General features: G+C 41.8%; 26 protein-coding genes. 23 read left to right on the top strand and 3 right to left on the bottom strand.

Annotated features, from left to right (window positions below):
• The first annotated feature begins 1 nt into the window (after position 1).
• The 23 genes from ACPUYX_RS18820 (at position 2) to ACPUYX_RS18930 (ending at position 24,251) form a co-directional block, all read left to right on the top strand.
• Complete coding sequence (locus ACPUYX_RS18820) at positions 2-811, top strand: TlyA family RNA methyltransferase (RefSeq protein WP_426381150.1); 810 nt, start codon at positions 2-4, stop codon at positions 809-811.
• A 4-nt stretch (positions 812-815) separates the two neighbouring features.
• On the top strand, positions 816-1,640 hold the full coding sequence (locus ACPUYX_RS18825) for an NAD(+)/NADH kinase (protein WP_426381151.1): 825 nt from the start codon (positions 816-818) through the stop codon (positions 1,638-1,640).
• Positions 1,641-1,709: 69 nt separating this feature from the next.
• On the top strand, positions 1,710-2,162 hold the full coding sequence (gene argR / locus ACPUYX_RS18830; RefSeq protein ID WP_088226409.1) for an arginine repressor: 453 nt from the start codon (positions 1,710-1,712) through the stop codon (positions 2,160-2,162).
• Positions 2,163-2,172: 10 nt separating this feature from the next.
• Positions 2,173-3,843 (top strand): DNA repair protein RecN, encoded by a 1,671-nt coding sequence (gene recN, locus ACPUYX_RS18835; RefSeq protein WP_426381152.1) that lies wholly within the window; start codon positions 2,173-2,175, stop codon positions 3,841-3,843.
• A gap of 246 nt (positions 3,844-4,089) precedes the next feature.
• Entirely contained in the window at positions 4,090-5,373 is a 1,284-nt protein-coding gene (gene spoIVB / locus ACPUYX_RS18840) for a SpoIVB peptidase (RefSeq protein ID WP_426381153.1), read from the top strand.
• Positions 5,374-5,506: 133 nt separating this feature from the next.
• Positions 5,507-6,331 carry a sporulation transcription factor Spo0A gene (gene spo0A / locus ACPUYX_RS18845; RefSeq protein WP_426381154.1) on the top strand — a complete coding sequence of 275 codons (825 nt, stop codon included), beginning with the start codon at positions 5,507-5,509 and terminating at the stop codon, positions 6,329-6,331.
• A gap of 403 nt (positions 6,332-6,734) precedes the next feature.
• On the top strand, positions 6,735-8,096 hold the full coding sequence (locus ACPUYX_RS18850; protein WP_426381155.1) for an ATP-binding protein: 1,362 nt from the start codon (positions 6,735-6,737) through the stop codon (positions 8,094-8,096).
• 353 nt (positions 8,097-8,449) lie between these two features.
• Positions 8,450-10,180, top strand: coding sequence for a sigma 54-interacting transcriptional regulator (locus tag ACPUYX_RS18855; protein ID WP_426381156.1), 1,731 nt, complete (start codon positions 8,450-8,452; stop codon positions 10,178-10,180).
• A gap of 272 nt (positions 10,181-10,452) precedes the next feature.
• Positions 10,453-11,517: a Leu/Phe/Val dehydrogenase gene (locus ACPUYX_RS18860; RefSeq protein ID WP_426381157.1), complete on the top strand. Its 1,065-nt coding sequence runs from the start codon at positions 10,453-10,455 to the stop codon at positions 11,515-11,517.
• A gap of 111 nt (positions 11,518-11,628) precedes the next feature.
• The gene (locus tag ACPUYX_RS18865) at positions 11,629-11,850 is read left to right on the top strand and encodes a 4Fe-4S dicluster domain-containing protein (protein WP_426381158.1); all 222 of its coding nucleotides are present in this window, start codon (positions 11,629-11,631) and stop codon (positions 11,848-11,850) included.
• Positions 11,843-12,916 (top strand): 3-methyl-2-oxobutanoate dehydrogenase subunit VorB, encoded by a 1,074-nt coding sequence (locus tag ACPUYX_RS18870; protein WP_426381159.1) that lies wholly within the window; start codon positions 11,843-11,845, stop codon positions 12,914-12,916. The genes ACPUYX_RS18865 and ACPUYX_RS18870 overlap by 8 nt, the downstream gene beginning before the upstream one ends.
• Complete coding sequence (locus ACPUYX_RS18875; protein ID WP_426381160.1) at positions 12,913-13,662, top strand: thiamine pyrophosphate-dependent enzyme; 750 nt, start codon at positions 12,913-12,915, stop codon at positions 13,660-13,662. The genes ACPUYX_RS18870 and ACPUYX_RS18875 overlap by 4 nt, the downstream gene beginning before the upstream one ends.
• Positions 13,662-14,210, top strand: coding sequence for a 2-oxoacid:acceptor oxidoreductase family protein (locus ACPUYX_RS18880; protein WP_426381161.1), 549 nt, complete (start codon positions 13,662-13,664; stop codon positions 14,208-14,210). Before ACPUYX_RS18875 ends, ACPUYX_RS18880 begins: the two co-directional genes overlap by 1 nt.
• Positions 14,211-14,426: 216 nt before the next feature.
• The gene (locus tag ACPUYX_RS18885) at positions 14,427-14,966 is read left to right on the top strand and encodes an NUDIX domain-containing protein (protein ID WP_426381162.1); all 540 of its coding nucleotides are present in this window, start codon (positions 14,427-14,429) and stop codon (positions 14,964-14,966) included.
• Positions 14,963-16,132, top strand: a complete 1,170-nt coding sequence (locus tag ACPUYX_RS18890; protein WP_426381163.1) for an endonuclease Q family protein — start codon at positions 14,963-14,965, stop codon at positions 16,130-16,132. Before ACPUYX_RS18885 ends, ACPUYX_RS18890 begins: the two co-directional genes overlap by 4 nt.
• Before the next feature lie 34 nt (positions 16,133-16,166).
• Entirely contained in the window at positions 16,167-16,766 is a 600-nt protein-coding gene (locus tag ACPUYX_RS18895; protein WP_426381164.1) for a stage II sporulation protein M, read from the top strand.
• A 361-nt stretch (positions 16,767-17,127) separates the two neighbouring features.
• Positions 17,128-18,243, top strand: a complete 1,116-nt coding sequence (ald, locus tag ACPUYX_RS18900) for an alanine dehydrogenase (RefSeq protein ID WP_088226422.1) — start codon at positions 17,128-17,130, stop codon at positions 18,241-18,243.
• A gap of 172 nt (positions 18,244-18,415) precedes the next feature.
• Positions 18,416-18,640 carry a hypothetical protein gene (locus ACPUYX_RS18905; protein WP_088226423.1) on the top strand — a complete coding sequence of 75 codons (225 nt, stop codon included), beginning with the start codon at positions 18,416-18,418 and terminating at the stop codon, positions 18,638-18,640.
• Positions 18,641-18,731: 91 nt separating this feature from the next.
• Complete coding sequence (gene xerD, locus ACPUYX_RS18910) at positions 18,732-19,640, top strand: site-specific tyrosine recombinase XerD (RefSeq protein ID WP_426381165.1); 909 nt, start codon at positions 18,732-18,734, stop codon at positions 19,638-19,640.
• Positions 19,641-19,677: 37 nt separating this feature from the next.
• Positions 19,678-20,850 carry a phosphopentomutase gene (locus ACPUYX_RS18915; RefSeq protein WP_426381166.1) on the top strand — a complete coding sequence of 391 codons (1,173 nt, stop codon included), beginning with the start codon at positions 19,678-19,680 and terminating at the stop codon, positions 20,848-20,850.
• Between the two features lie 27 nt (positions 20,851-20,877).
• Positions 20,878-22,179: a pyrimidine-nucleoside phosphorylase gene (locus ACPUYX_RS18920; RefSeq protein WP_426381167.1), complete on the top strand. Its 1,302-nt coding sequence runs from the start codon at positions 20,878-20,880 to the stop codon at positions 22,177-22,179.
• A gap of 254 nt (positions 22,180-22,433) precedes the next feature.
• Positions 22,434-22,919, top strand: coding sequence for a CoA-binding protein (locus tag ACPUYX_RS18925; protein ID WP_426381168.1), 486 nt, complete (start codon positions 22,434-22,436; stop codon positions 22,917-22,919).
• A 183-nt stretch (positions 22,920-23,102) separates the two neighbouring features.
• A complete protein-coding gene (locus ACPUYX_RS18930) occupies positions 23,103-24,251 on the top strand; it encodes a D-alanyl-D-alanine carboxypeptidase family protein (RefSeq protein WP_426381169.1) in 1,149 nt (382 codons plus the stop codon).
• On the opposite strand, the gene sigF is transcribed toward ACPUYX_RS18930, so the two are convergent.
• From sigF to spoIIAA, 3 genes are read right to left on the bottom strand one after another with little or no spacing between them, the layout of a single operon-like run.
• Positions 24,248-25,099, bottom strand: a complete 852-nt coding sequence (gene sigF, locus ACPUYX_RS18935; protein ID WP_088226429.1) for an RNA polymerase sporulation sigma factor SigF — start codon at positions 25,097-25,099, stop codon at positions 24,248-24,250. The two genes, ACPUYX_RS18930 and sigF, sit on opposite strands and share 4 nt — an antisense overlap.
• Before the next feature lie 11 nt (positions 25,100-25,110).
• Positions 25,111-25,548, bottom strand: coding sequence for an anti-sigma F factor (spoIIAB, locus tag ACPUYX_RS18940; RefSeq protein WP_426381170.1), 438 nt, complete (start codon positions 25,546-25,548; stop codon positions 25,111-25,113).
• Positions 25,549-25,893 carry an anti-sigma F factor antagonist gene (gene spoIIAA / locus ACPUYX_RS18945; RefSeq protein ID WP_047809516.1) on the bottom strand — a complete coding sequence of 115 codons (345 nt, stop codon included), beginning with the start codon at positions 25,891-25,893 and terminating at the stop codon, positions 25,549-25,551. It abuts the gene before it with no gap.
• Between the last annotated feature and the right edge of the window lie 13 nt (positions 25,894-25,906).

Genomic DNA, 25,906 nt, shown 5'->3' on the forward strand with positions numbered 1-25,906 from the left:
ATTGTCTAAAGGAAAAGAACGTATTGATATTTTAATGGTGAAAAATAATTTGGCGGCTAGTCGGGAGAAGGCTAAAGCCATGATTATGGCCGGAATCGTGTTTGCAGGCGGGCAGCGTGTCGATAAACCCGGGGCAGAATTAGCGAATAATTCTCGAATTGAGGTGAAAGGGGAAATCTTGCCCTTTGTTTCAAGAGGAGGATTAAAGTTAGCCAAAGCTGTTGAAACCTTTTCACTTCAATTTAATGACCAGATCGTTGTCGATATCGGAGCCTCCACTGGCGGGTTCACAGATTGTGTTCTGCAAAATGGAGCAAAACGCGTTTATGCTGTAGACGTTGGCTACGGACAGTTAGATTGGAAACTACGTACTGATCCCCGAGTAATCTCCATGGAACGTGTGAATGCTCGGTATTTAACCAAGGATTCTTTGCCGGAACAAGTGGATTGGGTTGTTTCCGACGTGGCTTTTATTTCCATAACTAAGATTTTTACAGCAATGAAAGAAATCTTAAAGGAACATGGACAAGTGCTCACTCTTATTAAGCCTCAATTTGAAGCCGGAAGAGAATTTGTGGGCAAAAAAGGTGTTGTCAAAGATATTATGGTCCATAGACAAGTTCTCATGGATGTTCTCAGTCAAGCAGAAGTTTCAGGTTTCCGCATCCTGGGCCTTGATTACTCACCGATCCGTGGTCCGGAAGGAAATATTGAATATCTTTCTTGGTTAAAACTTGGGGCTTCGCAAGGAATCGATTGGAAGAACGAGCTGGAATTTGTTGTTGAACATGCTCAGAAAGAGACGGAATAGCGAAATGGAAAGAGTCGTGGGTTTATGGCTCAATAAGAGTAAACCGGAAGCAACCGTATTGGCTCAGGAGATAAAAGACTGGTTTCGGAAACGTTGCTGGGCTGTTTTATCACAATGGGAAGATATAATTAAACAAAAAACGGACTTTTTGATCTCTTTAGGTGGAGATGGTACCCTGCTGGAGGCAGCTCGGGAAGGTGCACCTCATGGAATTCCGGTTATGGGAGTCAATTTCGGTCGCCTTGGCTTTCTGTGTGAAATCGAGAAAATCGATGTATTTCAGGCTTTAGAAAAGATACTTAACCAGGACTATCAAATTCAGGAACGACTGATGTTAAGGGCTGTGGTTAAACGAAACGACGTTGAGGTATATTCACAGCTTGCTTTGAACGACGTGGTTTTTTCCCGTGAGAGTCCTGAAGGAATTATCACACTTCAAGCTAATTTATCAGGTGAACCCTCGGTTAGTTACCCTGCAGATGGTCTGATTGTGTCAACACCAACAGGCTCTACTGCCTATTCCCTGTCGGCAGGCGGCCCAATTCTCAGTCCTAACGTTCAAGCCGTTCTTCTGACACCTTTGGCAGCTCATACCTTGTCCGCCCGACCGATGCTTGTCTCAGATCAGGAAGAAATCGAAATTTCTTTGTCCAATGGGGAACAATGCCTTGTTAGTTTTGATGGAAGAACTAGTATTAAACTTCATTCGAGCGAATCGGTCATTATCCAAAAGGCTCCTATTCGGGCAAAACTTATTCGCTTAGGGAATCGAAGTTTTCCCCAAGTAGTTCGAGAGAAGTTAAGGGACCGTTGGCACGAGAAGACCTGAGGCGAGAGGTACGGTAAGATAACTTGGCTCAATATTCTTGAATTGTGCAATGAAACAGGAGGCAAATCGATGAAAGCTCGTCGCCAGATGAAAATTCAAGAAATTATTACTAAGGAGATTATTCGAACGCAGGAAGACCTTGCCGAAAAATTACATCAAGCAGGTTTTGAAGTAACTCAGGCAACCGTCTCTCGGGATATAAAGGAAATGGGTTTGACCAAAATTCCTACTGCCGATGATGATTATCGTTATGCGATTCCCACCGAGGTTCATCCGACGAATCTCCAAGACCGTCTCAAACGTTTATTGCGTGAAACGGTGATCTCTATTAATGATACAGAGAGCCTGATTGTGATTCGAACGATACCAGGAAATGCACATGCCCTTGCCGCAGTTATGGATAATATGAATTGGGAAGAGGTTATAGGAACTGTTGCAGGTGATGATACAATACTTCTCGTGATCAAACCCAAAGAAGTTGTACCAGTAGTTTTGAAACGACTGACGGACTTGCTCGGTTAGGAGGGAGATTATGCTCGAAGAACTGCATGTCGAAAATTTCGGCTTGATGGAAGACGTTCGTTTATCCTTCGAACAAGGTTTAACGGTATTTACCGGGGAAACTGGGGCCGGAAAATCTATGTTGATTGATGCTTTAGGAGTACTCTTGGGCGGACGTGCGAGTTCGGATCTTTTGAGACATGGTGAGAAACAGGCAAAAATTGAAGGGGTGTTCCGCGACTTAGCCAAGGATTGTCTTTTAAGACTGGAGGATGCCGGTTATCCGGCGGAAGATGGTCAACTGTTTCTGTACCGCGAAATCAATTCTTCGGGAAAGAATAGTTGTCGCATTCAAGGCCGGACGATCCCCCTTACGCTTTACCGCTCCCTTTGTGAAGGACTTGTAGATATCCATGGGCAAATCGAAAATCTATCCCTCTTTAACTCTGATAATCACCGTACACTTTTAGATGCCTTAGGCGGCCTTCAGGATGACGTCCGTCTTGTGAAAAATGCTGCAAAATCGTATCTGGCTATCCTGCGTGAAGAAAGGGAATTGTCTGTTTCTGAAGCAGATCGGGCCAACAGGGAAGAAATTCTGCGGTATCAAATCGAAGAAATAAATACCATTAATCCCCAGCCTGGTGAGGAAGAAGAACTGGTTCAAGAGAAGAAACGTTTGAATAATGCCGAACGTATTACGAGTCTGATCTCTGAAGTATATTCCTCGTTGTACGAAGGTTCTGCGGGAAAACCGGCCGCGATTGATTTATTGGCAAGCTCTTTGAAAGCCCTTCAGGAATTAAAGCGTTGGGATGAGGAACTAAATCTTTCAGAAGTGATGGAGAGCATCTATTATGCGGCGGAAGATTTGGCCCATCAAGTCCGCAGCTATAAAGACAACTTGGAATTTGAACCCGACAGGCTCGATCAGATTGAGGAGCGGCTTATTCAACTATCCAAACTAAGAAAGTATGGTGCGACCATTGATGAAATAGTAGCCAAACGAGAGGAGTTGCTTGATGAACTAGAGAAGATAACTCACTCTCATGAAAAGCTGGCACTAATTCAGGAGGAAAAGGAAAAAGCACGTCAGGCTTATGAAACCTTCGCCGGGAAGCTCAGTTCCAAGAGACGGGACATGGCAAAACAGATTGAAAAGGGTTTGACCTTAGAACTTTCCGATTTGGGTTTAGAAAGAAGTGTCTTCGAGGTACGCTTTACACCAATTGAAGACCCTACCTTAGAGGGAGCGGAAATTCTTGAATTCTATTTTTCCGCTAATCCGGGAGAACCTCCTAAACCACTGAGCAAAGTTGCTTCAGGGGGAGAAATGTCTCGCTTGATGCTGGCTCTGAAAAGTATGTTAGCCAAAGTAGAATCAGTGGGTACCTTTATCTTTGATGAAGTGGACAGCGGGGTTGGGGGAAGAACTATTCATAAAGTTGGTGAAAAGCTGGCTAAAATAGCTCAGGATAAACAAGTCTTTTGTATAACTCATGCAGCGCAGGTTGCTGCTTTCGCCGAAGTTCATTATGGTATTGTGAAAGAGGTAGACGGCGAAAGAACTCGTACGAGAGTTAACGTTTTATCGGAAACAGAACGACTTAAAGAATTGGCCCGCATGCTTGGAGGGGACGAGGAAGATATTACACGCCAGCATGCACAGGAATTGTTTGAACGTTGCCGAAAACAGCCTTAATTTGCCATTCATTTCAAGTAAACTAAGAAAAAAGCTAAGAAAAATGTTTAATAAAAAATTTTTAGAAACAGGCTACATAAAGTAGTCTGTTTTTTATTTGTTGTCTGAGTTACCAATGTTTAAAAATATGGTACGAAATTTACAGGATGAAACATGAGCAATTTGGATAATTTAAGATTAGAATTCACTTCAAATCATTAAAACACTCTAAAATGAGGAAAAAGGAAGAAAATTGGGGAGACTAGAGTGGAGGGTGATAAGAGAGTGAGAAAAACGAGGATTTTTGTTTTATTCGGTCTCATGTTCTGCACCTTCCTATGTCTGAATCCTGAGTTTCAACAGTTGGTGGAGTTTCCTGAGCAAAATCTTACTCTGAATTTACAAACAGAGCCACAGTTCCGAGGAATTTGGTCCAAAATCGTCAAAGAAGAAAAAGAAGTTGTTTCAAATCAAACGGTTTCAGTTTCTTCGGGTGGGTTAGATTCTAAGATATCGGAAAAAATTGAAGTCGTTTATAAACTCTTTGGGATTTTTCCGATACGATCCGGAGAAATAGAAGTTATGCCCCCTATGAAATTGATTCCAGGTGGTCAATCAATTGGTGTTTCCTTACAGACAAAAGGAGTTTTGGTAGTAGGACAAGCAGCCATTGAAGACAAAGGCGGTCAAAAAGTTTATCCTGCAAAAGAGGCGGGAATTGAAGTTGGCGATACTCTTCTAAAGATTAACAATCAGGAGGTTCGTACAGATCAGGATGTATCTGATGCCGTTAATTTAGCAGGACAACAAAACGGTGTAGCTCAAGTTATGTTTAAGCACCAAGGCCAAATTTTAGAGAAACTTATAAAACCTATTTTTTGTGTGGAAACTGGGCGTTATAGAGTCGGCTTATTTGTTCGGGACGAAGCAGCAGGTGTTGGAACACTTTCTTTTATTGATCCAGCAACAAACCAGTATGGAGCATTAGGACATGTAATTACGGACGCTGATACTAATCAAAAAATTGAAGTTTATAATGGTAAAATCATGGCTTCAACGATTTATTCAATTCAAAAAGGTAAACGCGGTCATCCTGGCGAAAAGATTGGTTCCTTTGTCACGAATTCTCCTTTTTCCGGTACAATTGAAAAAAATTCGTTGACTGGAATATTTGGCAAATTGCGAGGCCAAATCACGAATCCATATTATAAAGAGCCAATTTCTGTTGGTTGGGAATCTGAAGTAAAAGTAGGGCCGGCTAAAATTTATACTGTAATCCAAGGAGAAAAAGTTGAAGAATTCAGTATCAATATAGATCGTGTTATGCATAATCGTACCGATAGTAAAAACATGATTGTTCGAGTAACAGACCCACGACTTCTGGAAGCAACAGGCGGCATTATTCAAGGCATGAGCGGCAGCCCAATAATTCAAAATGGGAAAATCATCGGAGCGGTTACTCATGTTTTTGTAAATGATGCTCAGCGTGGTTACGGAGTGTTTATTCAGAACATGATCAATGAGGGTATCGATAATAAGGCAGCTGCATAATTCACACCGCTAGTAAAGAAGTGACCAGGAGTCACTTCTTTTTTTCTGGATTTACATAAATAAAGAAGGAGTCTGGAAAACAATTGTCGAAATTATAGTTACATAATTTATCGAGAATGAGGAGGATCCTGGGATGCAAAGGCCTATACGAGTCTTACTAGCAGATGACAACCGGGAATTTGTTGAAATTGTTAAAGAATTCATTGAACGGCAAGAAGATATGACTCTTGTTGGAGTAGCTTATCATGGAAATGAGGCCCTCGAATTAATTGCCCGTGAAGAACCCCATGTCGTACTTTTAGATATTATAATGCCTCATTTGGATGGTTTAGGAGTTTTAGAAAAACTTCAAGTTTTAACTCCCAGACCAAAAATCATTATCCTAACTGCCTTTGGCCAGGAATCTATGACTCAAAGAGCAGTTAATTTAGGAGCTAATTATTACATACTGAAGCCTTTTGATTTAGAAACCTTAGGAAAGCGCATTCGTCAACTACAAGATGATTTCCCGGATACGCTTAGTTCTGCCCAACTTGTAAATCCGACTTTAAATAATAAAGTTGTTAGTTCTCCCCAAATTTCTCCAAGTATCCTTCCGCCAACCTCCAAGAATCTTGAAGTGGAAGTAACCCGCATGATACATCAAATGGGAGTGCCAGCTCATGTTAAGGGTTATCAATATCTGAGAGATGCGATTGTGAGCGTGGTTCAAGAAGTTTCTTTACTTGGAGCTGTTACCAAAGAACTTTATCCGATGATTGCCGAAAAATACCAAACGACTCCCAGCCGTGTGGAAAGGGCAATCCGTCATGCCATTGAATTAGCTTGGGATCGGGGCAATGTGGATTTCATGAATCGCTTTTTTGGCTATACCATCAACATTGACCGCGGCAAGCCAACGAACTCCGAATTCGTAGCGATGGTTGCCGATAAGCTGCGCATGTCGATGATGTATTAAGTTTTTTAGGCGTACCAAGGGATACAGGGTTTAAAATAGAGAATTTATTGCGACAAACTTTTTAAAATAGTTATAGAAATGGTTTGTAAACCTACCAAACTATCAGAGTTTATCGCCATAAAATTATTTTTGTCCGCAAACATCTCTAGTTAATAACTTGGAGGTGTTTTTTGCATTGAAATATCTTAATGGATTTATCAGAGGATATCGTATATCCACGTACAATTAATAAATGGAGTTAGATACAACTCGTACCACTATAGAATGATTTAGGTTCTGAATTATTTAGTTATAATTTTAGAAACCATGTATATTGTTGATTTGAGAGGAATATTAAGGGGATGCGTTGAATATTTAACGTATTAGTAGAGAATAGGAGCTGCATCTTAATGAGGTTTTTTGATTGCAAAATATAAAAGAACATTATGAGTATTTAATAGAAAAAGAAGTAACTTATAATAATTATAATCGTACAGGGAAGTTATCGTTAATCTTTTTTTTGGGAAGCTTTGTTCTTGTACTTATAGACCAAATCAATAGGCTCAAGGGTCTCTGGGTAATTACAAATGGTTATAGGTACCTTTTTTATTCTCATGTTGTTTTTGGTTTAGCCTCACTCATTTATCTGTTGGTTTTCTATAAAATTAGAGCCCGTTCCCCCAATGAGGTAACATATAAACATGAATTTTATGGAATATCGTTTGCCGTTTTTATGCTTAGCCTTACCGTCGTGATATCAGGCTTTATTGACCAACAAATTCATGGAGAAATCACAGTTTACATCCTGGGATGTTTCACAATAGCTGTAATGTTTTATTATAGCCTAAAGGTGACCTCGATTTTGTATGGATTGTCCGTGGTAATGTTAATGGTATTCCTAACTATTAGTCAGAAGGACCTGACTATTCGTCAAGGAAACTACATAAACGCGTTGTTTTTAGTTATAATTTCATACTTTTTATCAACAGTTCTTTATAAATTTAAACGTTGTGAGTTAATGCATAATTATTATTTAGAGAACTTGGTCGCTGAGCGAACTAAAGAATTGCAAATGGCAAATGAATTACTTTCACAAGAAATTGTCGAACGCAAACGAGCTGAGATAGAGATGGTACGGATGGATAGGTTAAATTTAATTGGCCAAATGGCAGCCAGTATTAGTCATGAAGTTCGAAATCCGATGACGACAGTAAAAGGATTTTTGCAATTACTTAAATCTAAACAAGAGCTAAAAAATCAGGAATACTTTGATCTCATGATAGAGGAATTGGACCGCGCAAATTCTATCCTTACAGAATTCCTATCTATTAGTAAAACTAAGTCGACGACGTTGGGAATTTGTAATATTAATGATATCGTTAATTCTACCTTGCCATTAATTCAAGCCGATGCACAATATAACGATACGTTATTAACTTTAGAGCTGAATAATGTGCCATATTTACAACTTAACGCTCAGGAAATACGGCAACTTCTATTAAACCTTGTACGTAATGGATTTGAAGCAATGGAATCTGGAGGGGGATTGAAAATAACTACTTATTCAACCAACGGTGAAGTAGTACTGGCTGTATCGGATGAAGGTAAAGGAATCGAGAAGTCCTTAATTGAAAAGTTGGGTACACCATTCTTTACAACGAAAGAACAAGGCACTGGTTTGGGATTAGCGGTGTGTTACGGTATAGTATCACGAAATAACGGAAGGATAAGTGTTGAAACCAGTCCTAAAGGTACCACATTTTACGTGTGTTTTAAACTGAGTTAATGTAAATGAAAGAACTTTTATCCGATGGTTGCTGATAAGCTTCTTATGGCGATGAAGTATTAAGCTTTCAAGGTCTTATGAACATATTCCTATATACAATCTTAAATATAGTAAAGAACGTAACATAATAAGTTTAAATAAATAGCTTTTTAGTTATTCAATTGATTGTAAAAACATCTCTATGTTAAAGAACTAGGAGGTGTTTTTTATTTGCCATGTTTGCAATAACCTGCAAAGCAGGATTTTGCAGACCATTGGCGAATATTTGGAATAGTTATTAAGATACTGTTTTTTCTGATAAATGGTACGAAATTGCTAGTAGAAAGGATTTTGAAGGAGGTCGGGAATCGGATATGTTCAGACGTCGTGAGCTTGAGAAAATGGCTGTCGAAACGAAACAAGCAATTATAGGAATAAACCTATTAAATGAAATTGTTATCTGTAATTTCCAAGCAGCAAACTTTTTAGGTTATACCCCTGAAGAGATTATAGGTAAAGATTTATGGCAGATAATACCCGATGATCCTTTGCCTTCGATCAGAGATACTCAGAGGATGGAGTTTAATAGATTTAGCCGAATAGGAAGCAAAATGTTTATAGCTAGCCGGGCTCCTTTTAAAGACGAGCAGGGAAGAGTTACCGGTGCTGTTGCTTTTTTGCAAGACATGACCGAACATGAAATCCTCAAGGCCAAGGTTCATTCTTTGCTGGAACTTAAGATTCTTTTGACTGCAATTATTGATTCTACGCAGGATGCCATTTCAGTCGTTGATGAAAACGGCTTGGGATTTTTAATAAATCAAGCATATACTCGATTAACTGGATTTACCTCCGAAGAGATCGTTGGCAAACCTCCGACTGTTGATATTGCCGAGGGAGAAAGTATGCATCTTAAGGTTGCTAAAACTCGCCAGCCTGTCAAAGGAGTAATCATGAAAGTAGGTCCCAAGCGAAAAGAGGTAATTGTTAATGTTGCCCCCATTATGATATCGGGACAATTTCGGGGTACTGTGGGAGTCCTTCATGATATTTCCGAAATTCATAAACTCTCTGAAGAACTAGAAAGAGCAAAACGGATTATTCGGCACTTAGAAGCCAAGTATACCTTCAGCGATATTATCGGTGACAGCGAAGCTATTAGGGCAACGATTGCTCAGGCTGAACGTGCTGCAGCGACACCGGCCACCGTGCTGCTGCGGGGAGAGAGCGGAACTGGAAAAGAATTGTTTGCTCATGCGATTCATCGTTCTAGCGACCGGCAAAAAGGTCAATTTATTCGCGTTAACTGCGCAGCTTTAGCGGACAACTTACTTGAGAGTGAGTTATTCGGTTACGTCGAAGGAGCCTTTACCGGTGCCAAGCGAGGCGGGAAAATAGGGCTCTTTGAAGAAGCTAATGGAGGAACTATTTTTCTTGATGAAATTGGGGAAATTAGTCTTAATCTCCAAGCCAAGTTGCTGAGAGTTCTCCAGGAGCGTGAAATTGTAAGAGTTGGAGACAATCGGGCCTTTCATGTTGATGTCCGTGTTATTGCAGCGACTAATGCTAATCTTGAAGCTGAGCTTCGAACTGGGAGATTTCGCGAAGATTTATACTATCGTTTAAATGTTGTTCCCGTTATTATTCCTCCTTTACGACAGCGTAAGGACGACATTCCTTTATTAGTTCATCATTTGATTGCCAGCTTTAATCAGGAATATGGGCGATGTGTTGAGGGAATCGGTGATGATGCCCTGCAAATTTTGTTAAATTATCATTGGCCAGGTAATATTCGCGAATTGGAAAATATTTTAGGACGTGCAATTATTAATATGAGGATTAATGAGACTGTTATTGAATTGCAGCATTTGCCGGTTTTGCCGCTTCCAAATAGTAATATCATGGAAACTAAGCTGCTTGAGATTCAGGATATTACTGTCGGGGAAGAAGATATAGGATTCGAGGCTTTGCAGAGACAATGGGAACGGAATATACTTCTGGCGACGTTGCAAAGAACTGGGGGAAATAAAACAAAAGCTGCTAAACTGCTGCAAATGTCAATTCGAAACTTCTATTATAAGCTAGAAAGGCATGCTTTGATTTAGGATACTGCAAAATATTGCAAAATATAGTTGAAAAAACATGCTTGCATTTAGTTGCAAGCATGAATTTTTTTGCAGTAATTGGTACTTGTGTCTCGGAAATTAATATTCCTTAATCGCAAGCATTTGGGCAGCGTATTCCGCATCAATACTGGGTTTCTAAGGCACGCAATATTTGTTTAAAGATTTACAATATTAAAACATTTTTGGCACCTTTATTGCAGATCATTTAGTCGAGTGTTTTAATGCGGAATGTTATAAAGGGGGAAGGAACATTGGATATTTTTAGATATTTAGAAACGTATGATTATGAACAATTAATCGTCTGTCAGGATCGAACTTCGGGACTTAAAGCAATTATTTGTATTCATGATACAACCTTAGGCCCCGCACTTGGGGGAACAAGAATGTGGAACTATGCCAGTGAAGAGGAGGCAATCCTTGATGCTTTGAGACTCGCCCGAGGGATGACATACAAAAACGCTGCCGCAGGACTTAATCTTGGCGGCGGTAAAACCGTTATTCTTGGCGATTCTCGCACTCAAAAAAGTGAGGAACTCTTTCGCGCTTTTGGACGATATGTGCAATCATTAAACGGCAGATATATCACGGCAGAAGATGTGGGTACAACTGTTCGAGATATGGATTGGGTGCATCTTGAAACAAATTTCGTAACAGGGGTATCCGCTTCGGGAGCATCGGGTGATCCGTCCCCGATGACGGCACGGGGAGTATGGAGAGGAATGAAAGCTGCGGCGAAAGAGAAGTTCGGTAAGGATTCACTCCAGGGAAAAAAGGTAGCTATCCAAGGGCTGGGGCATGTTGGGTATTATTTGGCCAAGCATTTACAGGAAGAAGGGGCTAAACTCATAGTGACGGATATTCATGAGGATGCAATTAAACGAGTACTCAATGAAATGGAAGCGACCGTTGTAGGGCCTGACGAAATTTTTGGTGTCGAGGCTGATATATTTGCCCCTTGCGCTATGGGCGCTGTTGTTAATGATGAAACAATACCTCGTTTTAAGTTCGCAATTATTGCCGGGGCAGCAAACAACGTGCTTTTTGAAGAACGCCATGGCGATAAGCTTCACGACTTAGGGATTCTCTATGCGCCGGATTATGTCATTAATTCTGGTGGAGTTATCAATGTGGCCGATGAGTTAGAAGGATATAATCGTGCAAGGGCATTGCAAAAGGTGGACATGGTTTACGACAATGTAGAAAAGGTTTTACAAATAGCTAAGGAAATGAATATTCCAACCTATAAAGCCGCAGATCGTTTGGCCGAAGAAAGGATACGGCGTTTGGGACAAATTCGTTCCACCTATTTAAGATAAATAAAGGTTTAGTTTAGGCAATTCCCTCTATGAGAGGAAAAAGCACACTCGATTGAACGTTTAATTATGGAGATTACCAAGTCCCTTGAGGTTTCGTAAAGGAGGGAAACTATGCTTAAAGTTGAGTTTGATGAGGATCGTTGTAAGGGGTGCGAACTTTGTTTGGAGGCCTGTCCGAAACATATTGTGAGTATGGCGGGGCATCTGAACGCTATGGGTTTTCATCCTGCCACTGTACTTGATCAGGAAAAATGTATTTCCTGTGGGTTCTGCGCCAGAATGTGTCCGGATGTTGTAATCACGGTACGAAAGGAGGAAAAGGGAAATGGCTAAAGTTCTTATGAAGGGGAATGAAGCCTTGGGCGAAGCGGCGGTTCGTGCCGGATGCCGGTACTTTTTTGGCTATCCCATTACTCCGCAGAATGAAATTCCTCATTATTTAGCTAAGCGACTTCCTGAGGTAGGCGGGGTTTTTGTGCAAGCCGAATCTGAAATTGCGGCCATTAATATGGTTTATGGTGCCGCCGGGAGCGGGGCACGGGTTATGACCTCTTCTTCAGGACCGGGGATAAGTCTTAAACAAGAAGGAATATCCTACATTGCCGGAGCGGAACTTCCTTGCGTTATCGTAAATATGCAGCGGGGTGGACCGGGGCTAGGCGGTATTCAACCAGCTCAATCGGACTATTTTCAAGCTGTCAAAGGCGGTGGACATGGAGATTATCGCTCTCTTGTCTTAGCTCCGGCGACAATTCAAGAAATGGTGGATTTGATGGGAAAGGCTTTTGACTTAGCGGATGAATATCGCAATCCGGTAATGATTTTAGGAGATGGGATTCTCGGTCAAATGATGGAAGCTGTTGAATTGCCGCCTGAAGATCTAAGCTTTAAAATCCCTTCCAAGCCTTGGGCAACTACTGGAGCAGAGGGGAGAACCCCCAATATTATTAATTCGCTTTATCTGGATCCGTTAGAATTAGAGAAACATAATCTGCATCTCAGCAACAAATATGAAGAGATGCGTAAAGAATCTATGGGAGAAACTTATAAAACAGAGGATGCAGAACTAGTCCTTGTTGGTTATGGATCTGCTGCACGCGTGGCAAAAGCAGTTGTGGATCAAGGCAGAGCGCGGGGGTTAAACGTCGGATTGTTCCGACCGATTACGTTATTTCCGTTTCCTAAAGATGATTTGCAAAAGGCCTGCCGCCAAGCCCGACATGTTATAACTGTCGAGATGAGTTTGGGTCAGCTTATTGAGGATGTTCGCTATAACTTGGAATTTAAAGTACCTGTTCATTATTGTGGACGTGTTGGAGGCATGATTCCGACAACCCGTGATATTTTAGCAAAAATTGAAGCCTTAACGAACCTTCAAGGGGAGGTTGAAGAGGTATGATTACCGTTTTTGAGCGACCGAAGTCACTAACCTCTGCTAAGACTCATTATTGCCCAGGATGCACTCATGGGATTATTCATCGCCTTGTTGCCGAAGTTATTGACGAGCTTGGAGTACGTGAAAAAACCATTGGAGTTTCTCCTGTCGGATGCTCGGTTTTGGCGTACAACTACTTTAATCTGGATATGCAGCAAGCGGCACATGGCAGGGCTCCTGCTGTTGCTACAGGAATTAAACGGGTCAATCGTGATAAGATAGTTTTTACCTATCAGGGCGATGGCGATCTGGCTTCTATCGGGACGGCTGAAATAATCCATGCCGCTGCCCGAGGGGAAAACTTCACGACAATTTTTGTTAATAATGCAATTTATGGGATGACCGGGGGACAGATGGCCCCGACGACGTTGTTAGAACAGGTGAGCCAGACCTCTCCCCAAGGGAGAGATCCTTCGCTTCAGGGATATCCTATACGTATGTCGGAAATGCTTGCGACCATTGAGGGTGCTGCCTTCATTGCCCGGGTTTCCGTGCATAACCCGCATGAGGTCAGTAAAGCCAAAAAAACTATAAAACAAGCCTTCGAACTTCAGCAGGCAGGGCGGGGTTTTACCTTGGTGGAAGTTCTGTCAACCTGTCCGACCAACTGGGGTTTGACTCCAAGAGAGGCATTAAAATGGTTAGCCGACAAAATGATTCCTGTTTATCCTCTCGGTGTCAAAAAAACACTTGAGGGGGGAGAAATCTAATGCTGCAAGAAATTATCCTGGCGGGTTTCGGCGGGCAAGGAGTTATGTCGATGGGACAACTGCTGGCCTATGCCGGGCTTGAAGAAAACAAATATGTCAGCTGGATTCCTTCCTATGGGCCGGAAATGAGAGGAGGAACTGCAAATTGCTCGGTTACTATATCTGATAAAGAAGTCAGCTCTCCGATCATTACGGAACCGAATACCCTCATTGTTCTCAATCGTCCATCACTAGAAAAGTTTGAGGGAGATATTCAGCCCGGTGGATGGTTGCTTCTCAATTCTTCGCTGATTGACTTGGAACCACGACGACAAGACATTAATGTTTTCAAGATCCCTTCCGTCGACCTCGCCAGTGAAAAACTTAACAACTCTCGGGTAGCGAATATGATAATACTTGGGGCATATATTCAGTTAATAGGTGCTGTGAGCTTGGAATCAGTCGTTAATGCCCTGAAAAAAGTTCTACCGGAGTATCGGCATGATCTTCTTCCCCTTAACCGACGTGCCTTAGAATTGGGAATCGAGCTGGCTCAGATAGCTTTATAGAGAAAAGGAGATGCCGCTGCACAACGAACTATCCGTTCATTTTGCAACGGCATTAGCATTTGCAAAACCTTAAGCCGGGCGAGCCATTAGTCACTGACTATTACATCAATTTTACGTTGTGAATTTTAAGAGAGGGGGATGTATTAGTGTGTTGTTTTGTATTCGTCGCTCAGATGGCATAAAATAGTGTCAGATGTGCTGAAAGAAGGGTTAATTATGAACGATAAGCAAAAATTATCTGAAACACGTATCGCGGGAGAAGTGATCTTTGAGGGACGCATGCTTCGCTTAGAACGAGATAAAGTCGCTTTACCCAATGGAAGTGAGACGTATCGAGAGGTTGTTAGGCATCCCGGAGCTGTTGCCGTTATCGCCTTACAGGATCAAGAAATTCTTATGGTTCGTCAATATCGATATCCTATTGCTCGTGAAACGTTAGAAATACCCGCCGGAAAAATTGATCCCCAAGAATCTCCATTGAACTGCGCGATTCGCGAACTGCGTGAAGAAACCGGCTATAGGGGAACTATGGAATTAATGGGTACTTTTTATACAACGCCGGGTTTTACGGATGAGGTTATGCATATTTTTTTAGCTCGAGATTTGGTTTGGGATCCTTTGACAACAGATGATGATGAGTTTTTAACGGTGGAGAAAATTCCCTGGAGTGAAGCATTAAGACGTGCTTGCCAAAATGAGTTTATTGATGCCAAAACAATACTGGGAATTTTGCTTGTCCAGGAGCATATATCATGATTTATGCGGATTTACATATTCATATTGGACAAAGTCTTGATAATAAGCTGGTTAAAGTCACAGCCTCAAAATCGTTAACCCTTCCCAATATTCTGGAGGTTGCCCGGGATATAAAAGGTCTGAATATGATCGGAATTGTAGATGCCCATTCAGAGGGTGTTCGTAAAGATTTCAGAACCTTGCTCACTTTGGGGGAGATCCATGCTCTGGCCGAAGGTGGATATGCTGCCAAGGGCTTAACAATTATTCCTGGACATGAAATCGAATTGCAAATTGGGGAGGGGAATGCACATTTTTTGGCCTATTTTCCTTCTCTCAACCATATAGAAGACTATGTCCGGCAAATAAGGGCTGCGACAAAGAATTGGCAGTTGAGTACCCAGAAAGGTCATCTTCAAATTGAACAGTGGCTGGAGGCTGTCGAAAAAGCTGAGGGCATATGGTTTCCGGCTCATGCTTTTACTCCCCATAAAGGAATCTATGGAAACTGTTGCCGACGCTTGGCTGATGTTTTGCCCATTCTCCCTCGAGGACTGGAAATTGGTTTAAGTGCTGATAGAGCTATGGCTAAAAGTATCAGTGAACTGGAGAATGTGGTATTGTTCAGCAATTCAGATGCTCACTCCTTAACCAACATCGCACGGGAATATAATCTGCTGGAGGACGTTGAATCTTCTTTTCAAGGGTTTAGTGATTTATTGTTAATAAATCCAAAAGGAAGTGTTCGGAATTTCGGTCTGCCGCCGAAAGTGGGCAAGTATCATCGGACATACTGTTTGCATTGCGAACAGGTTGTGTTAACGTCCCCGCCCCAACTAGCATGTCCCGTCTGCGGAAGTCATCACGTAGTGACAGGAGTTTTGGATCGTGTAGTAAGTATTGCTGACAATACCTTAACTGATAATGATCCTTCACGTTATGTATATCAGGTGCCCCTTCAAAGGCTCCCGGGAATCGGACCTAAAATGTATCAGCGGCTGCTAAATCATTTCAAAACTGAAATGGCTGTTTTGCATGAAGTTTCAGAAGAGGAATTATTCCCGATAGCCGGTGAAAAAATAACAGCCTGGATTTTAAAAGCTCGGCGCAATGACTTGAAATTTATCTCTGGCGGAGGGGGCGTATTTGGTAAGGTTTTGGACATACTTTCCCTTAAACAGGAATAAAATTCCATATAGAAAAGGGAAAGGGGGATTTTCTATGTGGAAAAAGCTAGGCGATCATATTTGTAAATACTGGGTTATCTATCTCACACTTTCGAGCGTTTATTTGGCTGGTGTCGTGTTCGGCGCTTTGGGAGTCAAAGCTTTAGGAGCTTCGGCTGCCTCTCAATTGGGGGATTTTCTCAATACGCTTCTGAAAAATCAACCAGTTGATTTAAACCCAGTATTTCTCGGACAATTGGCGAGAGATGTTTTTATTATCATGGCAGGAATATGGATCCTAGGACTTACCATCATTGGGGCCCCGTTAATTTATCTCATTGTTTTTACGCGAGGTTTTATTCTGGGTTTTACGGTAAGTTTTATTATTAGCTTTAAAGGAATGTTGGGCCTTGGCTTAATCCTTGTAACTGTCTTAGTGCCTGCGCTTTTGGGAATCCCCTTATTGTTATTAGGGGCAGGCTTGGCAACTATCTTTTCCTTTTTATTATTAAGGGGTAAAGCCAGAGGAGAATCACTGCGCCGAGAGTTTTTGTATTATACTGTGGCTGCGGCGTTTGTATCTCTTGGCGCAGTATTTGTTGGAGTTTCTCAAGGGTATTTTTCAGTATTGGGTACTCGAGTTCTGGGGTTGTAAGTTTAAAAACAAGGAAAGTAGCCTGCAAAAGCTTGCATTGCAATAATAAGCATGCAAAATAATGCAGGTTATTTAAAATGTGCGATTGTCTTAAGTCTCTTAAAATTCAGATATTGCTGTCACTGAACTCGTTTAGCTAAAGCTGAACCTCGGGTCTTCGGCGGGACTTTACCCCCACCGAAACAAGCTAGGGAAACCGCTCCCACCTGTAAAGGCGGGAGCCTTACGCTTGGATAAAGACAGCAAAAAAGCCATTGAGAGAGTTAAATCTTTTGCTGCTTGGATCTTGCTTGCTTCTGGCATAATAATTGCATTATAATTAGCAAAGTTAGGAATATTGATTAAAATGGAGGTTTGCATTATGCTGATTGGAGTACCAAAAGAGATTAAAAACAATGAGAACCGTGTTGCTATTACTCCTGCGGGTGTCCATGCTTTTACTCTGACCGGACATCAGGTCGTTGTGGAAAAATCTGCTGGAGAAGGTAGTGGAATTACCGACGAAGAGTATGTCAAGGCTGGTGCCCAAATCTTAGATTCTGCAGCCGACGTTTGGAATGCTGACATGATTATCAAGGTCAAGGAACCGATAGCACCCGAATACGACTTTTTTAAACCAGGACAAATTTTATTCACTTATTTGCATCTTGCTAACGAACCGGAATTGACCAGGGTACTTATGGAAAAACAAGTTGTTGGGATAGCCTATGAAACGATTCAGCTCGACAATGGCTCTCTGCCTTTGCTGGTTCCTATGAGCGAAGTGGCTGGGCGAATGTCAATTCAAATCGGTGCCCAATTTTTAGAAAAACATTGCGGCGGAAAAGGAATGCTATTAGGTGGGGTTCCTGGAGTGTCGCCGGCTAAAGTTACAATTATCGGCGGGGGAATTGTAGGTACAAATGCGGCTAAAATGGCTGTTGGAATGGGTGCCAATGTCATCCTGATTGAAAAAAGCGCTCAACGGCTTCGCGAAATCGATGATCTTTTTAACGGACGAGTTAAAACTCTTATGTCAAACCCTTATAATATTGCTGCCAGTGTTGCTCGGGCGGATCTGCTTGTCGGAGCTGTGCTTATTCCTGGTGCCCGTGCTCCCCACTTGGTAACAGAGGAAATGGTAAAAACCATGACCCCCGGAAGTGTTATCGTTGACGTGGCTGTTGACCAAGGGGGCAGCATAGAAACCATCGATCGAGTCACTACTCATAGTGATCCAGTCTATATTAAACATGGTGTGGTACACTATTCGGTTGCTAATATGCCGGGAGCAGTCGCCAGAACCTCGACCTTTGCGCTGACCAATGTTACCTTAGGTTATGCTTTGGATATTGCTAATAAAGGATATTTTAAGGCACTCCAGGAAAATCGCTCGCTGCGCAAAGGGATAAACGTTATTAACGGTAAGTTAACTTACAAAGCTGTTGCTGAATCATTAAATATTATGTATACGCCTTTAGAAGAAGCTTTGCTCTAAGACTGGTGTCATGACCGTTATTGTTAAAGCAGACTATTCTGAAGAGTGACGTCGAGTGAAATCGTGATATGGTTTCACTCTTTTTCAGGACCGAGTAAAACTCGGTCCTGAATTTTTGGGGGGATAAGGACAATCGTGAGTTGCATAAGCTTTAGGGATAGGAGGTAGAGTCATGCCAAAAAAACATTGGAGAGACTTTTTCTTGTATTTGGGACGGGTATTTCTCCTCCTGATTTTACTTGCTGTGCTGCTCCCGAAACTTGCAGTCGTCTGTAATATTTGGGTTTCATCGTTGCTTCATAATGATGATAAACCTATGGGAAATCCGATGAAAGTTGAAGCACCTGGTTGGACAAAATCTGTTTTGCAATTATTCCCTATTTCTCAGAAAGAGTGATAATTTTCCTCAAAATTCCGAGTAAACAAGGAAAAGTGCTTATCTGCGTAGAATTTAATAGTGTGATTTTGATTTAAATAGGGGGGATTTTATGACCTCCACAGAACAGCTTTTGCAGCAGTATATTATGTTTCTGCATGTTGAACGAGGGCTTTCCTTGAATACTCGCCAGGCTTATGAACTTGATTTGCGCCAGCTTGTTGTGTTCCTCGAGCAGAGGGAAACGGATGTTTTCAAATGCGAGCACAATGATCTCTTCTTATTTCTGCTTCACTGGAAAGAACAGGGTAAATCGCCCCGAAGTATTGCCAGGTGCAATGCTACGCTGCGGGGTTTTTTTGCCTTTATAATGGAGGAAGGGAAACGAAGTGACAATCCCAGTACATATCTTGTCACTCCCAAGCTCAATCAATCTCTTCCCAAAGTGTTGTCTGAAGGAACAATGGACAAACTATTAGAAACAAATGATACAACGGATGCTGCTTCACGAGATTTGGCTATCTTGGAAATTCTCTATGGAGGCGGTTTACGGGTCTCGGAGTTAATTAATCTCCGCGTAGGGGATGTATCATTGGATGTTGGGTATATACGCTGTCTGGGAAAGGGAAATAAGGAACGGATCGTGCCATTGGGAGAGCCAGCGATACGGGCCGTTAAACGTTACATAACGGGTGCAAGAAAGCGTATGTGCGGAAAGTCCGCAAATAATTTCTTATTCGTAAATGCGCATGGACATGCGCTAACTCGTCAAGGAGTAACATTCATTTTAAAAAAATGGGGAACGTCTCATAATCTTGAGAAAAGGATTTCGCCTCATATGTTCAGGCATAGTTTTGCAACTCACTTGTTGGATCATGGGGCAGATTTGCGTTCCGTGCAGGAGTTACTAGGTCACGCAGATATTTCTACGACCCAGATCTACACGCATTTAACAAGAAAACGCTTGTTAGATGTTTTTAATAAGTCTCATCCCCGGGCTGATGGGAAAATTGACGAATAACACTAGTTTGAAATTATTTATAGATGGAGGCCAAATTATGAAGCGTAGTATTATTATTGTCTTAGACAGTGTCGGTATCGGAGAAATGTCTGATGCCAGTAAATATGGAGACGCAGGAAGCAATACGTTGCATAATATTGCCGAAGCTGTGGGGGGGCTGGAGCTTCCAAATCTGGAAACGCTGGGGCTGGGGAACATTTTCCAGATTAAAGGTGTGCATGCCCAGTCAAATCCTAAAGGAAGTTTTGGCAAAATGGCAGAGGCCTCTCGAGGCAAGGATACTACCAGCGGGCATTGGGAAATAGCGGGAGTTACTTTAGAGAGCGCGCTCCCAACTTTTCCTCAGGGGTTTCCACGGGAGTTCATTGATCGTTACGAGAAGGCAATCGGCCGAGGTGTACTTGGCAACGAAGTCGCTTCAGGAACAGAAATCATCCAGCGCTTGGGTGAAGAACATATGAGAACGGGAAAACCTATTGTTTATACTTCTGCTGATTCGGTATTTCAGGTTGCGGCCCATGAAGAGGTTATTCCCCTGCCGGAATTAATGCATTTTTGTCAGCTAGCTCGTGAAATGTTAACTGGTGATTTGCAAGTAGGAAGGGTTATTGCTCGTCCATTTCTTGGACAAGTCGGTGAGTTTTATCGAACTTCGAATCGGCACGATTTTGCCTTGGAACCTCCTCGCAAAACGTTATTAGAATATATTTCTGAACATGGCCTCGCAGTCAATGCTGTTGGAAAAATTCACGACATTTATGCAGGGAAGGGGATTACTGACTTTTGCTCAACAAAGAACAACATGGATGGTGTTGATAAAACGTTGGCGTATATGACTAAGACGAACGCCGGTTTGATCATGACAAATCTCGTAGACTTTGATATGGTGTATGGCCACAGGAATAATGTGGAAGGTTATGCTCAAGCTTTGAAGGATTTCGATCAACGTTTGCCGGAACTAATGGAGCTTCTGCGCCCGGAGGACTTACTGGTCATAACTGCTGATCATGGCTGCGATCCCACATTCCCGGGAACCGATCATACACGAGAATATGTTCCGCTGCTGGTTTATGGGCAAAGCGTGAAACATGGAGTGAATCTGGGAGTAAGATCAACGTTTGCTGATCTGGGGGCCACTGTTGCAGCCTATTTGGGCCTTGATCCTCTTCCAGTAGGAAAAAGTTTCTTAGCCGAGATTGGAAATGATTGAGAATAGGCAGGACATGGGGTGATTTATATGAGAACGGTTGATTTGATACAAAAGAAAAAACGTGGCGAAACTTTAAATACCGATGAAATTAACTATATAGTTCAGGGATACGTTAACGGCGAAATTCCTGATTATCAAATGTCAGCATTTCTCATGGCTGTTTACTTTAAAGGAATGAATAAAAGAGAAATCGCTGACCTGACGTTATCTTTTGTGGATTCTGGAGATAGAAACGACTTATCAGCAATACATGGGATTAAGGTTGATAAACATTCATCGGGTGGCGTAGGCGATAAGCTTAGTTTGGTTATCATCCCGCTTGTTGCATCTGCGGGAGTACCCGTTGCTAAAATGTCTGGAAGAGGATTGGGACATACAGGCGGTACCATCGATAAATTAGAGTCTATACAAGGCTTTAAGACAGAGCTGGATAGAGAAACGTTTATTAATAATGTAAATAACTATAAAATGGCCATTGTCGGTCAGAGTTCTAATTTGACACCCGCGGATAAGAAGATCTATGCCCTTCGAGATGTGACGGCAACCGTTGACAGCATACCATTGATTGCCAGCAGCATTATGAGCAAAAAAATAGCCTCTGGTGCTGATTGCATAGTGCTGGATGTTAAAGTTGGTTCTGGAGCCTTTATGAAATCCATCCCCGAGGCTATTGAATTAGCTAAGACGATGGTAGAAATCGGGAAATCGCTGAATAAAAAAACAATTGCCGTTGTTACAGATATGAGTCAGCCTCTTGGCCATGAAGTGGGAAATGCTAATGAGGTAAAAGAAGCCATTGAGATCTTGAAGGGACAAGGAGCGGACGATGAAACGACTATTGCTTTGACTCTGGCGTCTTATATGACTGTCCTTGGAGGGGCCTTCAAGAATTTTGATACTGCTTATTCGGAACTTAGGCATGTTATTAATTCCGGCAGAGCGGTTGAAACGTTAAAAGAGTTGATAGAAATTCAAGGCGGAAATTCAAAGGTCGTTGACGTGCCTGCGTTACTTCCCCAAAGTGGCCGCCATATTGAAGTTAAAGCCACAGGTGAGGGATATGTTTCAGCCATTGATGCTGAAAAGATAGGTATAACTGCTATGCTGCTCGGCGCAGGAAGAAAGAAAAAAGAAGATGCCATAGATTTTTCGGCGGGAGTTACAATGTTGAAGAAAGTTGGAGATAAGGTTCGTTTGGGGGATACGCTTTGCATTTTGCATACAAATCTGAAGGATTATAATGAAGCACTGGAAACGGCGAATCAGGCATATTCCTTCAGTAGTATAAAATCGAAGCCCGGAAAGTATATTTATGAAGTAATTCAATAAGAAATAAGTTTGTTATTCCATAAGAGAAGAAATAGGTCTGTTGCAAAGGCATAAGACCCCTATTAAACGAAACCTTGCATAAATAGTGGCTTAAATCATCCACTGATATGCAGGGTTTTATTTATAAAAACGTATAAATACTTATTATGCAACTGCTCAGTCAATTAGTGTTGATTGAATAGGTTGAGGCACAATAATCATAAATTTCTCTTCCCAACGTATATGATAGAGAGGGTATTGGAAGGGGGGATATTATGGCTCGAGAGAAAACGATTTTTTCGTTTCTTGAAGGTCTAACCACGAAGGATACATTTGCAGTTCTGGGGAATGCCCAGAAATTTAAAACTCACAAACATGCCTGGAAGGCTTGGCGGGCGCTAAAAGAATTTGGCTGTTTAGCTTATCCCGTTGCTGAAGATTTACAGCGAATTGATGGAAGCAAAGTATATTCAGGTGTCCAGGAACTAAAGGATAAAATAACAGTCATCGTACCTTGTCTGTTACCGGAGGAAATGCCGTCACTTGTCACAGAGGCTTCGTTTGCCGGAGTAAAAAAGATTTGGTTTCAAGAGCGGACATGGAGTCAAGATGTCCAAGAGGAATGCGAGAAAATGGGAATTCAAGTCTTCCGGGGATGTGTCCTTCGCCATAAAAAATATCCTGCACTGAGTCTTTGTTACTTAAATCCTTGTTACTGGCATGGGTTAAGGGATTCGAAAGTTCCATCGAAACGTTACTAAAAGTTACTAAAATAACAAGAGAACATCAGTAAAACAAGAAGAAATAAAGTTTTTAAAGCCTTTGGGATAGTTCCTAAAGGCTTTGCTATATTATACATATTTTAATACTGCTTTTAATTCTCATTACTATATAATTTCTCTTTTCGGGAATAATAACATCAAATTTAATGAGGAGGAGTCAAGATGAGAAAAGGATTAGCAGTTGTTCTTGCTTTCATGCTTGTACTAGGCAATATTGCCTTTGCTAATGTTCCTTCTGTAATGGGAGCGGAGATTGTAACGGATGCCGCGAGTGCTGTATTGATGGATGCTGCATCGGGACGAGTTCTCTATGAAAAGGATATGAATAAGGAATTGCCTCCGGCAAGTGTGACTAAACTAATGACCTTGTTAGTGGCTGCAGAGGCTGTCGAATCTGGGAAGGTTAAACTAACGGATAAAGTTACGGCGAGTGAGAATGCCTGTAAGTTAGGCGGGTCACAAATTTATCTCGAACCTGGAGAGACCTTTACTTTGGAGCAAATGTTAATTGCCATTGCTGTTGGTTCAGCAAATGATGGTTGTGTCGCTGTGGCAGAACATATTGACGGAACTCATGAAGCCTTCGTCGAGGAAATGAATCGCAAAGCTCAGGCATTAGGCCTGAAAAACACTCATTTTGCCAATGCCTACGGATTACCTGCTGAAGGACATTATACCAGTGCCTATGATTTGGCAGTAATTGCTAGAGAAACTCTTAAATATCCTTTGATTCGAAAATTAACAAGTATCAAAGAATATGATTTGCGCGATGGAAAATTTAAATTATGGAATACGAATAAACTTCTCTGGTGGTATCCGGGAACGGATGGCTTTAAAACCGGTTGGACCAATGAAGCCAAATATTGTCTTGCCTCCACGGTTGAGAGAGATGGATTGCGCTTAATTTGTGTCGTGATGGGAGTGCCTCAGGTTAGGGGGCATTTTGCGGAATCAATGAAAATCTATAATTATGGTTTCGCCAAATATCAATTTAAAACATTTGCTCCAACGGGTCAAAAAGAGGGAGTCGTTAAAGTTGCCAAAGGGAAGGAAAACACAGTAAATGCAGTCACAGAGAAAGCCTTTGGCGCTACCATTGAAAAAGGAAATGATAAAAATTTCTGGGTCGAAACTAAGCTCAACCCAGAAGTAAGTGCTCCTATTAAAAAAGGACAAAAACTTGGGGAAATTCACCTCTATCGTAATGACATTTTACAAAGCAGTGTAAATCTGATTGCTGATCATTCTGTGGAAAAAGCTGGCTTAGCGGAACAGATAACCCGCACTCTTAAAGGTGTTATCGGATATTAGCCGGGGTCTCTTCTGTGCACCTTTTTCGAGGTTGTTTCTGAGTCTGAATCAGGGGCAGAGGTTCGGTCAGAGTGTTCCTCAATTTTGGATAATTCGCGGATTCGCATGAGGGCTGCTCTCTCAATTCTGGAGATTTGAACTTGTGAGAGGTTAAGGATCGCTGCGATTTGACTTTGAGTTTTATCTTCAAAAAATCGCATTAAAAGAACATTTTTTTCGCGTTCAGGCAGTTTATCCAAAACCTCATTCAGGGCGATTTTATCAAACCAACCAGGATCCGCCCCTTTTTCAGTTGAAAGTTGATCAAGCACATAGATGGGATCGGAGTCATCTTGATAGAGCGTATCGTAGATGGATGTGGGGCTTTGTATAGCCTCCAAAGCCGCAACAATCTCCTCTCGATCAACTCCGATATTGGCGGCAATTTCTCCGATTGTCGCCTCTCGGCCTAATCTGGAAGAAAGTTCATCCCGCGCACGGTTTACTTTATAGACTAATTCTTTATAAGACCGAGGAACTTTTAAAGGATGATCATCACGAAGGAAACGTCTGATTTCTCCAATAATCATGGGCACGGCGTAGGTAGAGAATTTGACTCCATAGGAGAAGTCGAATTTATCAATTGCTTTAATCAGGCCAATAGTTCCAATTTGAAAAAGGTCTTCAAGTTCGTAGCCTCTATGAGTAAAACGCTGAACAAGGTTAAATATAAGTTTCAAGTTGCAATTGATTAAACGTTCCCTTGCTTCCGTGTCGCCTTCCTTAGCAGCATGGAGATTCTTCATCATCTCTTCATCAGAGAGAAGGGGAAAATGAGGAAGATTCATATCCGTAAGTCGTTGAATCATGTCCGGCCCCCCTAATGAGAAGCATTGGAGGATTGTTTCAGCTGCTTCTTCATGGTTACAGTTGTTCCGATGTCAATAGTTGAGTCAACCTGCAGGTCATCCATAAATGACTGCATAAAGACGAAGCCCAGACCCATGCGTTCCGGATCAGTACTAAAGGCAGGCTGCATGGCTTGCTCAACATTGGAAATTCCACATCCTTCATCTTTAACAACAATCTTAAGGGCATCATCCATGACCTCTAATTCGAGATAGACAACATGATTAGCGTCGTTGCGGTAACCATGGATGATGGCATTGGAAACCGCTTCGGAAACTGCAACTTTAAGTTCCTCAATGTCATTAAGAGGCAGATCTAATTGAGCTCCGATGGAAGCTATGAGCAACCTCGCAATTCCTACATTTTCAGCGATACTGGAAAAAGTAAGGGCTAATTGATTTGATTTCATCTATGCTCTCCTTCCTTCCTCATAGGCATGGGTCTCATCATCATAAAAGTTAATGATTTTCGGTAGGCCTGACAGTTCCATGATTTTGTAAACATTCGGAGGTACATTGGTAATTTTTAGTTTTCCACCTAAGGAGAGTAACTTTTTATATCTGCCTAAAATAACACCTAATCCGGAACTATCAATAAATTGAACGTTTTGAAGATTGAGAATTACTGTTCGAATCCCCCTTTTCTCAATTTCTATGTCTATAGCTTGCCTTACAAGATCCGATGTGTGCATATCCAGTTCTCCGTCTAAACGTAAGAACAGGGTAAGGCGCTCTATCTTTTTTTCAAGGTTCAAGTCCATCCCCCCT

Origin of the sequence: Desulfosporosinus sp. SYSU MS00001 (assembly GCF_049943955.1) — a bacterium.
Lineage (GTDB): Bacteria > Bacillota > Desulfitobacteriia > Desulfitobacteriales > Desulfitobacteriaceae > Desulfosporosinus.

What these genes read in the sequence shown, in the direction of transcription:
- ACPUYX_RS18870 (WP_426381159.1), top strand. Translation starts at nt 11,843, where the DNA reads ATGGCTAAAGTTCTTATGAAGGGGAATGAAGCCTTGGGCGAAGCGGCG.
- recN (WP_426381152.1), top strand. Translation starts at nt 2,173, where the DNA reads ATGCTCGAAGAACTGCATGTCGAAAATTTCGGCTTGATGGAAGACGTT.
- spo0A (WP_426381154.1), top strand. Translation starts at nt 5,507, where the DNA reads ATGCAAAGGCCTATACGAGTCTTACTAGCAGATGACAACCGGGAATTT.
- ACPUYX_RS18875 (WP_426381160.1), top strand. Translation starts at nt 12,913, where the DNA reads ATGATTACCGTTTTTGAGCGACCGAAGTCACTAACCTCTGCTAAGACT.
- ACPUYX_RS18890 (WP_426381163.1), top strand. Translation starts at nt 14,963, where the DNA reads ATGATTTATGCGGATTTACATATTCATATTGGACAAAGTCTTGATAAT.
- ACPUYX_RS18925 (WP_426381168.1), top strand. Translation starts at nt 22,434, where the DNA reads ATGGCTCGAGAGAAAACGATTTTTTCGTTTCTTGAAGGTCTAACCACG.
- ACPUYX_RS18895 (WP_426381164.1), top strand. Translation starts at nt 16,167, where the DNA reads ATGTGGAAAAAGCTAGGCGATCATATTTGTAAATACTGGGTTATCTAT.
- spoIIAB (WP_426381170.1), bottom strand. Translation starts at nt 25,548, where the DNA reads ATGAAATCAAATCAATTAGCCCTTACTTTTTCCAGTATCGCTGAAAAT.
- argR (WP_088226409.1), top strand. Translation starts at nt 1,710, where the DNA reads ATGAAAGCTCGTCGCCAGATGAAAATTCAAGAAATTATTACTAAGGAG.
- ACPUYX_RS18855 (WP_426381156.1), top strand. Translation starts at nt 8,450, where the DNA reads ATGTTCAGACGTCGTGAGCTTGAGAAAATGGCTGTCGAAACGAAACAA.
- ACPUYX_RS18865 (WP_426381158.1), top strand. Translation starts at nt 11,629, where the DNA reads ATGCTTAAAGTTGAGTTTGATGAGGATCGTTGTAAGGGGTGCGAACTT.
- sigF (WP_088226429.1), bottom strand. Translation starts at nt 25,099, where the DNA reads ATGATTCAACGACTTACGGATATGAATCTTCCTCATTTTCCCCTTCTC.
- ACPUYX_RS18930 (WP_426381169.1), top strand. Translation starts at nt 23,103, where the DNA reads ATGAGAAAAGGATTAGCAGTTGTTCTTGCTTTCATGCTTGTACTAGGC.
- ACPUYX_RS18905 (WP_088226423.1), top strand. Translation starts at nt 18,416, where the DNA reads ATGCCAAAAAAACATTGGAGAGACTTTTTCTTGTATTTGGGACGGGTA.
- ACPUYX_RS18920 (WP_426381167.1), top strand. Translation starts at nt 20,878, where the DNA reads ATGAGAACGGTTGATTTGATACAAAAGAAAAAACGTGGCGAAACTTTA.
- ACPUYX_RS18880 (WP_426381161.1), top strand. Translation starts at nt 13,662, where the DNA reads ATGCTGCAAGAAATTATCCTGGCGGGTTTCGGCGGGCAAGGAGTTATG.
- ald (WP_088226422.1), top strand. Translation starts at nt 17,128, where the DNA reads ATGCTGATTGGAGTACCAAAAGAGATTAAAAACAATGAGAACCGTGTT.
- xerD (WP_426381165.1), top strand. Translation starts at nt 18,732, where the DNA reads ATGACCTCCACAGAACAGCTTTTGCAGCAGTATATTATGTTTCTGCAT.
- ACPUYX_RS18915 (WP_426381166.1), top strand. Translation starts at nt 19,678, where the DNA reads ATGAAGCGTAGTATTATTATTGTCTTAGACAGTGTCGGTATCGGAGAA.
- ACPUYX_RS18885 (WP_426381162.1), top strand. Translation starts at nt 14,427, where the DNA reads ATGAACGATAAGCAAAAATTATCTGAAACACGTATCGCGGGAGAAGTG.
- ACPUYX_RS18825 (WP_426381151.1), top strand. Translation starts at nt 816, where the DNA reads ATGGAAAGAGTCGTGGGTTTATGGCTCAATAAGAGTAAACCGGAAGCA.